General features: G+C 68.5%; 14 protein-coding genes and 1 pseudogene. 10 read left to right on the top strand and 5 right to left on the bottom strand.

Features of this window, described 5'->3' with window-relative positions; genetic code table 11:
* The first annotated feature begins 35 nt into the window (after nucleotides 1-35).
* The 6 genes and pseudogenes from ASF63_RS19010 (at nucleotide 36) to ASF63_RS06800 (ending at nucleotide 5,499) form a co-directional block, all read left to right on the top strand.
* On the top strand, nucleotides 36-203 hold the full coding sequence (locus ASF63_RS19010; protein ID WP_157534261.1) for a hypothetical protein: 168 nt from the start codon (nucleotides 36-38) through the stop codon (nucleotides 201-203).
* Between the two features lie 634 nt (nucleotides 204-837).
* Nucleotides 838-1,266 (top strand): LexA family protein, encoded by a 429-nt coding sequence (locus tag ASF63_RS06785; RefSeq protein ID WP_056511177.1) that lies wholly within the window; start codon nucleotides 838-840, stop codon nucleotides 1,264-1,266.
* Nucleotides 1,267-1,272: 6 nt separating this feature from the next.
* Nucleotides 1,273-2,175, top strand: a pseudogene (locus ASF63_RS19635) (Y-family DNA polymerase); the annotation flags it as partial.
* A gap of 136 nt (nucleotides 2,176-2,311) precedes the next feature.
* Entirely contained in the window at nucleotides 2,312-2,548 is a 237-nt protein-coding gene (locus ASF63_RS19585) for a DUF4113 domain-containing protein (protein ID WP_321163151.1), read from the top strand.
* Between the two features lie 39 nt (nucleotides 2,549-2,587).
* On the top strand, nucleotides 2,588-2,971 hold the full coding sequence (locus ASF63_RS06795; RefSeq protein ID WP_056511180.1) for a hypothetical protein: 384 nt from the start codon (nucleotides 2,588-2,590) through the stop codon (nucleotides 2,969-2,971).
* Between the two features lie 92 nt (nucleotides 2,972-3,063).
* The gene (locus ASF63_RS06800) at nucleotides 3,064-5,499 is read left to right on the top strand and encodes a CHAT domain-containing protein (protein ID WP_056511183.1); all 2,436 of its coding nucleotides are present in this window, start codon (nucleotides 3,064-3,066) and stop codon (nucleotides 5,497-5,499) included.
* A gap of 231 nt (nucleotides 5,500-5,730) precedes the next feature.
* Here ASF63_RS06800 and ASF63_RS06805 read toward each other — a convergent pair whose 3' ends face one another.
* Genes ASF63_RS06805 through ASF63_RS06825 form a run of 5 tightly spaced genes read right to left on the bottom strand, consistent with a single transcriptional unit; the run spans nucleotide 5,731 to nucleotide 10,285 of the window.
* The gene (locus ASF63_RS06805) at nucleotides 5,731-6,507 is read right to left on the bottom strand and encodes a DeoR/GlpR family DNA-binding transcription regulator (protein WP_056511187.1); all 777 of its coding nucleotides are present in this window, start codon (nucleotides 6,505-6,507) and stop codon (nucleotides 5,731-5,733) included.
* A gap of 27 nt (nucleotides 6,508-6,534) precedes the next feature.
* The gene (locus tag ASF63_RS06810; protein ID WP_056511190.1) at nucleotides 6,535-7,389 is read right to left on the bottom strand and encodes a class II fructose-bisphosphate aldolase; all 855 of its coding nucleotides are present in this window, start codon (nucleotides 7,387-7,389) and stop codon (nucleotides 6,535-6,537) included.
* On the bottom strand, nucleotides 7,386-8,327 hold the full coding sequence (locus ASF63_RS06815) for a 1-phosphofructokinase family hexose kinase (protein ID WP_056511192.1): 942 nt from the start codon (nucleotides 8,325-8,327) through the stop codon (nucleotides 7,386-7,388). The genes ASF63_RS06810 and ASF63_RS06815 overlap by 4 nt, the downstream gene beginning before the upstream one ends.
* Entirely contained in the window at nucleotides 8,324-9,364 is a 1,041-nt protein-coding gene (locus ASF63_RS06820) for an ROK family protein (protein ID WP_082477899.1), read from the bottom strand. Before ASF63_RS06820 ends, ASF63_RS06815 begins: the two co-directional genes overlap by 4 nt.
* Nucleotides 9,365-9,388: 24 nt before the next feature.
* Complete coding sequence (locus ASF63_RS06825; protein ID WP_056511195.1) at nucleotides 9,389-10,285, bottom strand: SIS domain-containing protein; 897 nt, start codon at nucleotides 10,283-10,285, stop codon at nucleotides 9,389-9,391.
* A gap of 288 nt (nucleotides 10,286-10,573) precedes the next feature.
* Between ASF63_RS06825 and ASF63_RS06830 the strand changes: the two genes are divergently transcribed.
* The 4 genes from ASF63_RS06830 to ASF63_RS06845 all read left to right on the top strand — a co-directional run bounded on the left by ASF63_RS06830 (nucleotide 10,574) and on the right by ASF63_RS06845 (nucleotide 14,408).
* Nucleotides 10,574-11,818: an extracellular solute-binding protein gene (locus ASF63_RS06830; RefSeq protein WP_056511199.1), complete on the top strand. Its 1,245-nt coding sequence runs from the start codon at nucleotides 10,574-10,576 to the stop codon at nucleotides 11,816-11,818.
* Between the two features lie 48 nt (nucleotides 11,819-11,866).
* Nucleotides 11,867-12,841, top strand: coding sequence for a carbohydrate ABC transporter permease (locus ASF63_RS06835; protein WP_056511201.1), 975 nt, complete (start codon nucleotides 11,867-11,869; stop codon nucleotides 12,839-12,841).
* 2 nt (nucleotides 12,842-12,843) lie between these two features.
* The gene (locus ASF63_RS06840) at nucleotides 12,844-13,764 is read left to right on the top strand and encodes a carbohydrate ABC transporter permease (RefSeq protein ID WP_200933980.1); all 921 of its coding nucleotides are present in this window, start codon (nucleotides 12,844-12,846) and stop codon (nucleotides 13,762-13,764) included.
* Between the two features lie 167 nt (nucleotides 13,765-13,931).
* Nucleotides 13,932-14,408 (top strand): hypothetical protein, encoded by a 477-nt coding sequence (locus tag ASF63_RS06845; RefSeq protein ID WP_157534262.1) that lies wholly within the window; start codon nucleotides 13,932-13,934, stop codon nucleotides 14,406-14,408.
* The last annotated feature ends 2 nt before the right edge of the window (nucleotides 14,409-14,410 follow it).

Here is a 14,410-nt window from a genome sequence, read left to right on the forward strand (position 1 = left end):
CAGTACCCCGAAGATGTGCGTGCCGTCGGATACGGATGAACGCACTGACCCCGGTGACGAGCGAGGTGAGTATCGCGCCCGCGCTGAGGAGCAGAAGGAGGAAGACGATAAAGATCGTGCTCGGAGCAAGCGCACCGCCGTTGAAGGCGAAGGTCGCCGCCCCGAGGAGCCCAGCGGCAACGATGGCACTGATCAGCGAGTGAACGGCAAGAGTAGTAACTCGCTGAGCTGGCGCGGTCCGACCAACCCCGCCAACAGGGTCCGTCGCTGCTGCTCTCTCCACATGCTCCATAACTCACCCTCTCGATTCCGGGAACCCTCGGCGATACCCGGTCTCCCGGTTCTCACCGCACCCTCTGCCCACCGAACCACGTCGAGAATCCAAAGGGGTCGGCTGAGTGAATTGACGAGGGACGAACCGTTATCAGTCGGCAGATCGACGACAACGGATGCTTCCGGCTGTAGCCGTGAGGACAATTCAGAGCGGTTGATAGACGTCCGTTCTGTGAGTGATCCGCAGTACGTAGACCACTATCGGCTCACCTCAGGCGGCGCGCACCTGCGAGTACTTCTCCCCCGGGCTCGGCTCCCTTGGAGACCAGCCTGCGATCGGCCGGGGGCGGGATAGTCCCCGAGCTCCGGATCACCATCAGTGAGTCGAGGATCCCCGAGATCTATGACGCCACTTTCGCCACGTCCGTCACTGTCGCCACTTCCGGCGGGGAGGTGGCGGCCGCGCCGCCGAGTACACACCCTCGGGTGGATTGCAAATGTTCGAATGTGCACTGCTGGTTGCATACTTGAGTATCGTCTATCTGTTCAGATTTGGAGGTTCGGGTGTTCGCGACTGCTCCGCGGGCTCTTGATGCCCCCTCGGTGGCCCGACTCCTCTCGGCCCCGACGGCAGTCGCGTGCGGGTTCCCCTCCCCCGCGCAGGACTACTACGACGGCCCAATCGATCTCACAGACATGCTGGTCGACGACCAGGCCGCCACCTTCATCGTCCGCGCCTCCGGCCACTCGATGACCGGCGCCGGGATCAGCGACGGGGACGAGCTGCTCGTTGACCGGTCCAAGACACCGAAGCACGGGGACATCGTCGTCGCGGTCCTCGACGGAGAGCTCACGGTGAAGCGCCTCGAGCTCTCCCCCGCCGGCGTCGTCCTCCGCTCGGAGAACACCGCGCACCCGGACATCGTCGTCGCGGAGCTCAGCGACCTGCAGGTGTGGGGTGTGGCCACGTACTGCCTGCACCACTTGCGGTAGCCGGCCATGCTCGCGCACGTCGACGTCAACTCCGCCTACGCCTCGTTCGAACGGGTCTTCAACCCGCGTCTCGCGGACGTGCCCCTGGTGGTACTTAGCAACAACGACGGGATGGTGGTCGCCGCCTCGAGGGAGGCGAAAGCCCTCGGGCTGGATCTCGGCAAGCCCTGGTTCGAGCTGCGCCCGCACGCGGCCCGGCTGGGCGTCTCGGCGGTGTCGTCTAACTACGAGCTGTACGGCGACATGTCTCGGCGGGTGATGGACGTGCTGGAGCGGTTCACGCACGAGCTGGACGTGTACTCGATCGATGAGGCGTTCCTGACGATCGATCGACGCACGGCGACCGACGTCGACGCCATGAACCGCCTGGGCCGGGAGATCAAGGACACCCTGTGGCGTCTGCTTGGGGTGCCGGTGTGCGTGGGGATCGCACCGACGCGGACCCTCGCGAAGCTGGCGAACAGGACGGCGAAGAAGGTTCCCGTGTTCGACGGGGTGTGCGTGTGGCCGGCAACACGTCCAGCGTGGCGGCAGCAACTGATGGAGGCGCTGCCGGTGTCGGAGGTATGGGGTATCGCGGGCAGGCTTGAGAAGCACCTCGGTGGGTGCGGGGTGCGTTCCATCTGGGATCTCGCGACCGCGGATCCTGTGCAGGTACGGAAGTGGTTCAACGTCGTCGTGATGCGGGCCGCGCTCGAGCTGCGCGAAGTCGCGTGCATCGGTCCCGAGGAAGACCGCACCGGGAAGAAGGATCAGCTGATCGTGTCACGGTCCTTCTCGGAGAAGGTCACCACCCGTGACGGGATCCGGCAAGCATTGTCGGTGTATGCGCAGCAGGCAGCCGCGCGCCTCATGAAGCACTCACAGGTCGCCCGACGGATCGATGCGTTCGCGGGCACGAGCCACTGGACAGAGCAGAAGCACTACCCGGCGGTACGGATCCGGCTACCGTTCCCGACTGCGGATCCCGGTCGAGCTCACCCGAGCAGCGCACCAGCTCCTCCCCCAAATCGAAGACGGACACCGGTACGCCCGCGCTGGCCTCATGCTCACCGACCTCCTCCCCGCAGGGGTGCATCTCCCCCTCGAGCCCTTCCGACAGCCTCACGAGGACGCCGGGATCGCCGCGCTCGTCGACGGCGTCCAGAAGAAGACCGGCAAAGACGCCCTCGGCCTCGGATACGGCGGATTCCGCCCCGGGCCCTCCTGGCAGATGAAACGCGGAATGCTCACACCCCGCGCGACGACCCACTGGGAAGAGCTCACACGAGTACGCGCGTAGCCCTGCAGGCATGTCGGCAGCAACCGGCAGGATGGTCGTATGAGTTACACGCTGGCCTTTTGGTCCGGAGGCGACGACCTCGACCCGTTGGAGACATATCGCAATCTCGATGTGGAACCCATCGAGGCGGTGCGCGTTGTCGACAGCGCCGAGCTTGATCGTGCGCTCGTGGTCGGACTCCCCGGATGGACACGCGACGACATCCACTTCCACCCTCCCGGGGTCGAAGTAGGTTCCGCGCCCGTGTTCGAACTGCACGTCGGCGAAAGGATCGTCGAGTTCACCGGTATCGGCATCGAAGACGGAGAACACTTCAACGCGATCATCGACGTGATGCATCCGCTCGGGTATCGCCTGTACGACCCGCAGGTCAACGAACGGTTCGGCTGGGCCGCGCCCCGTTCTGGCCTCCAAGCAGAATGATCATTCCCGCAGCCCAGCCCCGACCGGCGGAAAGAACCTCGGATGCGGTCGCAGACCTTCCCTGAGACGGAACCGACCGGCATTCTGGTTGGATGCCCCTGTCTGCGCGAGAGCTGCACCGGCGCGGTGTCGATGCGGCCAACTCCCGACGGTTCGCTCAGGCGCGGCGCGCTCTGGCCGCGGCATCCGCCCGCACCGACGACGACGACCTGCGCGCCCGCATCGACGGAACACTGGCGTACGTGCTCGCGCAGACGGGCGAGCCCGCCGAGGCCGAGCGGCTGTCGCGCGCGGCGCTGTCGCGACCGGGACTCAGCGCCGAGACCGTCGCCCTCGCGAACGGACAGCTCGGCACTCTGCTCATGCACGGCGGGCGCCTCGATGAGGCGGACGAGTTCCTGACGCGGGCGATCGACGGTCTCGACGACGGGTCGATCGAGAGCGCGAACCTGCTGATGAGCAGAGCGATCGTCAGCATGCAGCGCCACCGCCTCGACGACTGCACCGCCGATCTTCAGCGCGCGATCGCCGCCTACGAGGCGCACGACCAGCAGGAACCGCTCGCCGAGGCGCGCCACAACCTCGGCTACGCCGCGCTACTGGGCGGCGACCTCGTCACCGCGCTGGGACTGATGACGAGCTCGCGCCCGATCCTCGCGGCCACCAGCGACCTCGCCGCAGCGATCAGCGACCTCGACCGCGCCGAGGTGCTGCGCGATGCGGGCCTCACGACGGAAGCTGAGGAACTGCTCGGCGCCGTCGCCGCGCAGTTCGGTGCGCAGCGCATGCGGCAGGCTCGCGGCGAGGCCGAGTTCCACCTCGCCCGATCGCTCCTGCGGCATGACGCGCCCTCCGCCGAACGCGCCGCCGCAACGGCATCCCGCCGATTCGCCGCGCTGGGAAGCGAGGGCTGGGCCGCTCGCGCCGAGGCCGTCCGCCTCGAGGCCCGACTGCGCGCCCGTCCGCAGTCGCCGCCCGTCGCCGCGGACTTCGCGCGCACCGCCGCAGCGCTCACTCGGGGCGGCTTCCGCACCGAGGCCGCAGCCCTGTCGTTGACGGCACGGCTGGCCGACGGAGGACGGATCCCGCGACTCACCGCCGACGCCCCGACTCCCCTGCGACTGCGGGCCCATGAGGTGCGGGCCGCGAGAGCATCCGCCGCGGGCAGGGATGCCGACGCCCGCCGCTTCGCCGCGGAGGGTCTCGACCTGCTCACCGCCTGGCAGCAGTCGTTCGGCGCTCTCGACCTGCAGGCGTCGCTGGCGATGCACGGCACCGAGCTGATGTTCACCGGGCTCGCCGCCGCCGCACGATCGCGCGACCCCGAGGTGCTGTTCGAGTGGTCGGAGCGCGCCCGGCACCTGAGCCAGCAGGTCGCACCCGTGCGTCCCCCGCACGACGCAGACCTGTCGTCCGATCTGGCCGAGCTGCGGATGCTCCGCGCCGACCTCGCAGGGTCCGACTGGACCACCGACGCCCGGGTGCGCGAGCTGCGCGACCGGGTGCGCGACCGGCAGTGGTCCTCGACCGGGGCTGGCGGCAGCCGCGAGCGTCTCGGTCTGCTCGAGACGCGTGCGCGGCTCGGCGACGACACGGCGATCCTCGCCTACGTGTTCACCCGCGAAGAGCTGCTGTGCGTCGTGGTGACGGCATCCGGTTCGTCGATCGTCGAGCTGTCGCTGCCGCGCATCGAGGCCGCACTCGACGGACTCCGCGCCGATCTCGATGTCGCGGCACTCACGCATGCGGGCCCGATGGCATCCGTCGTGCAGAGGTCGCTCGACGAGAGGCTGCGCCTGCTCGACGATGCCCTCCTCGCGCCGGCACGCGCGGCGACAGGTGGGGCGGTTCGTCTCACGCTCACCGTGCCCGGCATCCTCGGCGGCATCCCCTGGGCGATGCTCCCGGGCATGGCCGGCACGCCGTTCACCCTCGCGACCTCCGTCTCACGTTGGCTGGGCGACTCCGACCGACCCCTCACCTCCGCACCGAGGAGGCAGGCGGGCTTCGCCACCGGTCCCCGCGTCGCGCGCGCCGAGGAGGAGGTGCGCCGGGCGGCGGCTGCGTGGAGCGACGCGACGATCCTGACGGGAGACGATGCCTGCGTCACGGCGGTCACCGAACTCGCCGCGCACGTCGACGTGCTGCACATCGCCGCGCACGGACGCCATGCGGTCGACAACCCGCTCTTCTCGGGTTTCGAACTCGTCGACGGCACCCTGTTCGGCTACGACGTCGACCTGATCCCGCGGGCTCCCGACACGGTCGTCCTGTCGGCCTGCGAGCTCGGGCGGTCCTCGGTGCGCTGGGGAGAAGAGGCGCTCGGCATGACCCGGGTCTGGCTGCACGCGGGCACCCGGTGCGTGATCGCGGCCCCGGTGGTCGTGCCCGACGACGTCGCGTGCGAGCTTCTCGGAGCCGTGCACACCGAGCTCGCTAACGGTGTCGCTCCCGCCGTCGCCCTGGCCGCGGCATCCGAGTCCACCGGGGTCAAATCCCCGTTCCAGTGCCACGGAAGCGGCCTCTGAAAGTTTTCTCCACTCGATGTATCAGAACCTCGACGCCTCGCTCCTTATCTGCAGAAGGTGCCACGCGAAGGGCTTCGGGAACGAAGCGCGAGGGAGGCGCAGTCGAACTGGGGAAACCCTCGTGCACTGGGGAGTGTGAGGGAACGACAGGACACCATCTGCTCCGGGGATGTCGCGAGAGGGGTCGCGGCATCCCCGCAAGGAGTTCAGCAGGAGTGGGAGACCGCGGGATCAGGCGGTCAGCACCTCGTAGCCGGCGGCTCGCAGGTCGGCGAGAGATGCGGCGTCCGCGCCGTCGTCGGTGAGGAGAACGGGGAACAGCTCCGCACCGCCGACGGCCGCGAACGCGACGGTGCCGAGCTTGCTGCTGTCGGTGACGACCACCGCTCGACGCGCACGCTCGGCCATCATCCGGTTCACGGCGGCCTCGCGTTCATCCTGCGTGGTGGCGCCGGCGTCGGCATCCATCCCGTTGACGCCGATGAAGGCGATGTCGAGGCGCACGCCTCGCAGCAGCTGCTCGACGAACGGGCCGACGAGTTCGTAGCTGCGCGAGTGGATCACCCCGCCCGTCACGACGACCTTGATGTCGGGGCGCGTCGCGAGCTGCGCCGCGATGTTCACCGCGTTGGTGACGACCGTGATGCCGGGGCCGGCCGCGAGGTCGTCCCTCGCGGCGAGCGCCGCCGCGATCGCCGTGGTGGTGGTTCCTCCGGAGAGCCCGACCACCATGCCCGGGGCGACGAGTGCCGCCGCGGCCTGGGCGATGCTCTCCTTCTGCTGCGTGCGCTGGTGGCTCTTGTAGCGGATCGGCAGCTCATAGGCGACGGAGTGGGCGACCGCACCGCCGTGCGTGCGAGTGAGCAGGCGCTGCTCGGCGAGCGAGTCGAGGTCACGGCGGGTCGTGGCGGCCGACGCGCCGAAGCGCTCGACGAGGGCGTCGACGTTGACCTCGCCGTCGGCGGCCAGGATGTCGAGGATCGCGTTCAGGCGAGCGGCGCGCTTCATGTCACCATCCTGCCCGGTTCGCGCAGCTCACCCCGCCACCTCGGCGGTCTCGAGGGCGAACAGCCGCAGCATCCGTGCGGCCTCTCCGGCGAGCGCGTCACGGGCCGGGGTCAGGTACTTCCGCGAGTCGACCAGCTTCTCATCGGCGTCGAGCGTCGAACGGACAGCCCGGGTGAAGAAGCCGTTCAGGTGCGTCGAGACGTTGATCTTGGTCATGCCCGCCCGCACCGCGTCGGCGATCACGGAATCTGCGACGCCCGATGAGCCGTGCAGCACGAGGGGCACGGGCAGCGCCTCACGCAGGCGGGCGATGAGCTCGAGGTCGAGGGATGCCGTGCGGTCGGTCATGGCATGCGACGATCCCACTGCCACGGCGAGCGCGTCGACGCCGGTCGCGGTGACGAAAGCCCGCGCCTCGTCGGGGTCGGTGCGCACTCCCGGCGCATGGGCTCCGTCTTTGCCGCCGACCTCTCCCAATTCGCCCTCGATGTAGACACCGGCGGCGTGCGCGCGCTCGGCGACGGCCGCGGTGATCGCCACGTTCTCGTCGTAGGGCAGCGCACCGCCGTCGAACATGACCGAGCCGAATCCGAGGGCGATGGCCTCGTCGACGAGCTCTGGCCGCTCGGCGTGATCGAGGTGCACCGCGACGGGCGTCGCTGCCCGACGGGCGATCGCGAGGGTCGCCAGTGCGATGGGCTCGAGACCACCGTGATAGTCGGCGCAGTTCTGCGAGATCTGCAGGATCACCGGCAGCCCCGACTCGGCGGATGCACGCACCAGCCCCTCGGCGGTCTCGAGGTGGATCACGTTGAACGCGCCGATGCCGGTGCCGCGTGTCGCGGCATCCGTCACCAGCTCGCGGGCGGAGACCAGGGTCACAGACGTTCCTCTCGAACGGTGGGGGTGAAGGGGGCGACGACGAGACGCGCTTCGAGCGCCTCCCAGCCGTCGGAGATCTCGCCGGCGAGCGGCACGAGCACGGCGGCGGCCGACCAGGCGGTCGCTCGGCGAAGGATCGCCTCGGGGTCGCGGATGCCGTCGGCGTAGAGCACCGCGCAGGCTGCCACTGCGGCATCCCCCGCCCCGGTCGGGTTGCCCGCGAGCGGGGCATCGAGGCGAGCGTGCAGCACGTCGGATGCCGTGACCGCGAGCATGCCGGCGGCACCGAGCGACAGCAGCACGAGGCCGACACCGCGCTCGATCAGCGACCGGGCGCCTTCGACGGGGTCGGTGAGACCGGTCGCCTCGACGAGCTCGGCGGCGTTGGGCTTCAGGACGGATGCTCCGGCATCCGCCGCGAGCAGCAGGGCGGGGCCGGACGTGTCGACTATCACGGGCACGCCCGCATCCCGCGCCGTGCCGATGAGCAGGGGCAGCAGCGTCTCGGGCGCTCCGGGCGGAAGACTGCCGGAGATCACCAGCACCTGCGCGCCGGGGAGGGCGTCGACGACCTCGCCGAGCAGGGCCGCCCACTCGGGGTCGGTCGGGTTCACCCCGCGCTCGTTCACGATCGTGGTGTCGCCGAGCTCCTGGTCGACGATCGCGATGCTCTGTCGAGTGGCGCCGACGACGGGCACGAGCCGGTGCGGGACACCGCTGGCCCCGAGCTCGGCAGCGAGTTCGACACCGCTGCGTCCGCCGGCCGTCGACACGGCGAGCACCGACGCGCCCTGGGCGTGCGCGACCCTGGCGACGTTGAGGCCCTTGCCGCCGGCACGGCTGGCACCGGCATCCGCTCTGTGCGTCTCGCCGAGAGTGAGTCGATCGACGTGCCAGGTGAGATCGAGCGCCGGGTGGGGGGTGACGGTGAGGATCATGCGAGCTCCCTCGCGCGCAGCGCGGCCCCGAGGATGCCGGCGTTGCCCGACAGCTCGGCGGGGACGAGTTCGGGGATGCGGTGGAAGCTCAGGCGTTCAGCCAGCCGGGCGCGCAGCTCGTCGAAGAGCGCGCCGCCCGCGCGGGAGAGGCCGCCGCCGATCACGATGGCCTCCGGTGCGACGACCGCAGTGAGCTGGGCGAGGGAGAGCGTCAGCGCATCGAGTGCCGAGTTCCAGACCTCGGAGGCGATCCGGTCACCGGCGGCTGCGCGCGCGATCACGTCCTTCGCGCCGTCGGGGGTGATGCCGGTGGCCTCGCGATAGCGGCGCGCGATGGCACCCGCCGATGCCACCATCTCGAGGCATCCACGCGCACCGCAGGCGCACACGGGTCCGTCGGCGATCGGCGAGTGGCCGATCTCGCCCGCGTAGCCGCCCGCCGTATAGGGTTCCCCACCCACGAGCAGAGCGCCCGCGATGCCGGTGCCGATGACGAGCACGACCGAGTTCGAGTAGGCGCGAGCACCTCCGAGGCGATGCTCTGCCCAGCTCGCGGCGCGCACGTCGTGGTCGAACGCCACGGGGAGGCCGAGCTTCGTCGAGGCGAGATCGCGCAACGGCGAGTCGTGCCAGCCGAGGTTGCTGGCGAACACGCCGAGGCCGGCATCCGCGTCGACGATCCCTGGCACCACCAGCCCGACCGCCTGCGGCACGACGCCGGGGTGATCGGCCCGCAGTTCGGCGGCGAGCACACCGAGGCGCTCGATGAGCACCCCGGTGCGGTCGCCGTCAGCGACCGGAGTCGGCGTGCGCCGCAGGCCCAGGGCCGTGCCGTCGGCGTCGAACAGCGCCGATTTGATGTCGGTGCCCCCGACGTCGAACGCGAGCACGGGTGCGCCCTCGCCGATCGTCCGCGCTGCGGCGAGACGCTCACCCGACGCGTCGCTCACGACATCACTCACGACATCACTCACGACATCACTCACGACATCACTCACGACATCGGCGATGCGCTCCGCATCCTCAGGCCTGGTCATCGACTGCTCCGCGGGTGGGTCGGGTCATGCATCCAGGATGACGGATCGCGTGAGGTTGCGCGGCTGGTCGGGGTCGAGTCCGCGGGCAACGGCGCGGTCGAGTGCCACGCGGTGCAGACGCACGAGGTCGGCCAGGGGGTCGACCGGATGCTGCACGAAGCGCGCACCCGTGGCCTCGACCTGCGCGGCCAGCCCCTCGGGCGCCTCGCCGAACTGCCAGGTCACGCGGCCGGGCGCGGCGATCGCGATCGGGCCGTGGCGGTACTCCATCGACGGGTAGGACTCGGTCCACGACTGCGACGACTCGCGCATCTTCAGTGCGGCCTCGTGCGCGAGGCCCACGGTCCAGCCACGGCCGAGGAACGAGTACTGCTCGGCGTCGCGGAGCTCGTCGTCGTAATCCGCTTCGAGCACGGCAGCGGCATCCTCGATCGCGCCGGTGAGGTCTTCTCCGAGCGAGGCGCGGAACAGGGCCAGAGCCGTCGTCGCGAAGCGGGTCTGCACGACCGACTTCTCATCGGCGAAGGGCAGCAGCACGGCCTCGTCGACAAGAGAGACGAGCGGCGAGGTCTGGTCGCCGATCACGCCGACAGTGGGGACGCGGCCCTTGATGCGGTCGACCAGTTCGAGCACCTCTGTCGTCGTACCGGAACGCGTGAGAGCGACGACGGCGTCGTAGCCGCGGTCGACGAACGACTCGGATGCCGCGAACGCGTCGGTCTCTCCCTGACCCGAGGTCTCGCGCAGGAACGCGTACGACTGGGCCATGAACCACGAGGTGCCGCATCCGACGACGGCGATGCGGGCTCCGGAAGCCGGCAGCAGCGCCTGCATGTCACGGAGATCGGCGGCTCGCGCCCAGGTCTCGGGCTGTGAGTTCAGTTCTTCGCGCATGTGTGCGCCGGGCAGAAGTTCGGTCATGTCGGCCTCCGGACCAGATGTTGCAAGTTTGTGATTGTTTAGGTGCTAATTCGATCATAGTATTTCGACACAAGGAAATCTCGCAAGGTTCCTCTTGATTTGTTTATTCTCCTGACAAATAATCGAACAAGTTCCACCGCCCCTCCGGCGACCCGGTCCATGGAGGGTTACCCGAGCCGACCCGGCTTGACCGATCGCCCAGCCACCAAGGGAAGGCGATCACACGCACCGTCGCGTGAGTTGCGCTTGCGACTGTGCACCACCCACACAGTGAGGAATGCAATACACATGAAGAAGTCACTGCGATTCGGCGCCGTTGCCCTGGCGGCAACCGCCACTCTCACGCTCGCTTCGTGCGGGTTCGGCGGATCGACCGGAGGCGGCGGAGATGCCGAGGGCGAGACCACGCTCAACCTCCTCGTCCCCAGCTACTCCGACGCCACCAAGGGCCTCTGGGAAGACGTGATCGAGGGATTCGAGAAGGAGAATCCCGACATCACGGTCGACCTCGAGGTGCAGTCGTGGGACAACCTCGAGAAGGTCGTCTCCACCAAGATCCAGGCCGGCGAGGCCCCTGACATCTACAACGGCGGCCCGTTCGCCGGATTCGTCGGCGACGAGCTGCTCTACCCGGTCGAGGATGTCGTCTCGGAGGAGACCTACTCCGACTTCCAGGACGCGTTCCTCGCGAACGCCGAGGTCGACGGCACCGCCTACGCCCTGCCGCTGATCGCGTCGGCCCGTGCGCTGTTCGTCAACAACGCACTCCTCGAGCAGGCCGGTGTCGAGGCGCCGACCACCTGGGACGAACTACTGGATGCCGCGACCAAGGTGTCGGCACTCGGCGGCGGTATGGCCGGCTACGGCATGCCGCTCGGCTCCGAAGAGGCGCAGGCCGAGGCGGCCGTCTGGCTCTGGGGCGGCGGCGGCTCGTTCGGCGACGCGTCCGAGATCACGATCGACACCCCCGAGAACCTCGAAGGTGCCGAGCAGATCAAGAAGATGATCGACGCAGGCGCCACGCAGGCCGACCCCGGCTCGACGCAGCGCTCGCCCCTGATGGACATCTTCATCCAGGGCAAGATCGGCATGCAGGTGGGTCTGCCCCCGACAGTGGGCCAGATCGAGGAGGGCAACCCCGAGCTCGACTACTCCATCGTCCCGATCCCTACGAAGGACGGCTCGCCGTTCACGCTCGGCGTCATGGACCAGCTGATGGCGTTCCAGAACGACGGTGACAAGCAGGAGGCGATCACCAAGTTCTTCGACTACTACTACTCGGCAGACGTGTACGTGCCGTGGGTGCAGGCGGAGGGCTTCCTTCCCGTCACCAAGTCGGGTGCCGAGCAGCTCTCCGGCGAGGAGGCTCTCAAGCCGTTCCTCGACGTGCTGCCCGACGCGCAGTTCTACCCGTCGACGAACGAGAAGTGGTCGGCCACCGACGGCGCCTTCAAGTCGCTGTTCGGCCAGCTGCAGACGAAGTCCGCGCAGGATGTCCTGACCGAGATCCAGGCACAGGTCGACGCGGGCTGATCCCCGCCGACCCTGCCCACACAAGAGACGGAGAGGTTCGGATATTCCATGAGCCAGACGACAGAATCCCCGAACCTCGCGGGGGCGGCCACCGGCCGCCCCCGCACCCCGGGCCGCCGATCGGGTGCCGCCCGCGGCAGGCCCGGTGGGAAGGACCTGCTCCAGGCGCTGCCCTGGATCGCACCGGCCCTGCTCCTCATCATCGGCGTGGTCCTGTTCCCCGCCGGGGTGATGTTCTTCAACTCCACCCGTGACATCTCGCTGTCGGGCCTCGACAAGGGGTCGGTCGGGTTCGACAACTTCGTGACCGTGTTCACGTTCGCGGAGTTCTGGCCGATCATGTTCCGCACGATCATCTGGGTCGTCGCGGTCGTGACCTTCACGGTGCTGATCTCGCTCGGCCTCGCGCAGATCCTGAACAAGGCCTTCCCCGGCCGGCAGATCGTGCGCATGGCCGTCATCGTGCCGTGGGCGGCATCCGTCGTGATGACCACCATGGTCTTCTACTACAGCCTCGAGCCGTACTTCGGGGTCTTCAACAAGTTCCTGTACGACATCGGACTGTCCGACGATGCGGTGGGCTACGGCTGGACCAAGAACCCGGCCACCGCGTTCGCCTGGTCGATCGTGATCGCGATCTTCGTCTCGCTGCCCTTCACGACGTACACGATCCTCGCGGGGCTGCAGACGGTTCCGGCCGACACCCTCGAGGCCGCGAAGATGGACGGCGCCGGAGCCACCCGCACCTATTGGACCGTCGTCGTGCCGCAGCTGCGCAGCGCTCTCGCTGTCGCGATCCTCATCAACATCATCAACGTGTTCAACTCGCTGCCGATCCTGAAGGTGATGACCGGGTCGATCCCGGGCTACGGCGCCGACACGATCATGACGATGATCTTCAAATACATCGAGCTGCAGAAGAAGGTCGACGTCGCCAGCGCGCTGTCGGTCGTGGCCTTCCTCATCGTGATCGTGATCGTCGCGATCTACGTCAAGGCCGTCAAGCCCATGAAGGAGGTCTGATCATGACCCTGACCGAGACCGCCCTCGTCACGACCGCCGGAGACGACGCCGCTCCCCGCATCCCCGGACGCAAGCGCCGCTACACCGAAGACCAGGTGACGCTGCCCCGCGTCATCCTGCGCATGGCCGCCGGCATCCTCGTGCTCGCGATCTTCGTGCTCCCGTATCTGATCATGTTCGCAGGATCTGTGAAGACGAAGTCGCAGATCCGCTCGGTCGACCCGACCTACCTGCCGATCGAGTGGCACTGGGAGAACTACATCTCGATGTGGTCGACCCCCGAGACGCCGCTGCCGTACAACCTGATCTCGACGATCATCATCGCCGTGTTCGCGACGCTGCTCGTGCTGCTGGTGTCACTGCCCGCGGCCTACTACACCGCGCGGTTCAAGTTCCCCGGGCGCATGGTCTTCCTGTTCCTGGTGATCGTGACGCAGATGCTTCAGCCGGCCGTCCTCACCTCCGGCCTGTTCCGCCAGTTCACGGTGCTCGGGCTCAGCGACACGTGGGCTGCGATGATCTTCATCAACGCCGCATTCAACCTGTCGTTCGCGGTGTGGATCATGCACTCGTTCTTCGCCGGCATCCCCAAGGAGATCGACGAGGCCGCCCAGATCGACGGCGCCGGTCGCTTCACCGTGCTCTTCAAGATCAACCTGCCGCTCGTCTGGCCGGGCATCGTGACCGCGATCGTGTTCACGTTCGTCGCCTGCTGGAACGAGTTCGCCGCCTCGCTGGTCATCCTCTCCACCGACAAGAACCAGCCGCTCTCGGTCGCGCTGACCAAGTTCGTCGGTCAGTACGAGACCAGCTGGCAGTACGTGTTCGGCGTCTCGATCGTCGCGATCCTGCCCGTCGTCATCCTGTTCATGCTCATCGAGAAGCGTCTCGTCGGCGGGCTCACCGCCGGCAGCGTCAAGTAGAACCGTCGGAACGGATGCGGGGCGCCACCGTCGTGGCGCCCCGCATCGTCGTCTCAGGAGAAGTCCGGCGGTCGTCGAGAGTGTTCGGCGGCTGACCGGGTCCACCCGCCCGGATACGCTGGCATGGTCGACTCCGCCATCCGGTGCGGTGAGACAGGGGGGATCACATGACCTGGCAGGATGCGGGGCGCGTCGAGAGGCGACCGATGGACGACGCTCACCCCGGGTGGGGCTGGGGCGTGGTGCTCGTGCCCGTGGCGGTCGGACTCGCGGCTCTCGGGCTGTTCTTCATCCGAGAGCTCGACCCCGGGATGGGTACTCTGATCGGCGTCGCTCTCATCGCCTGGGCGGTGTCTCTCGCGATGCCCTTCTTCGTCATCGCCTGGTACGCGGCGCAGGCGGCATGGAAGGCGTCACGCGAACAGCGCGGACGGACGTTCGCCGCGCCGTCGCACGCGCTGCGGCGCATCGGGTTCGGCATGCGCTGGAGCTTCCGCGCACGCGGCGTGCTCTTCAACCCCGCGTCATACGACGGGCCCGACCTGCCGATGCTCGTCGCGGGCAAGATCGTGCACATCCTCGCGATCGTCGTCCTGGTGATCGCCGGACTCGTCGCCGCGCTCGTCGGGATCGCCACGCGCTGATC

It is taken from the genome of Microbacterium sp. Leaf320, assembly GCF_001423485.1.
Classification (GTDB): Bacteria; Actinomycetota; Actinomycetes; order Actinomycetales; family Microbacteriaceae; genus Microbacterium.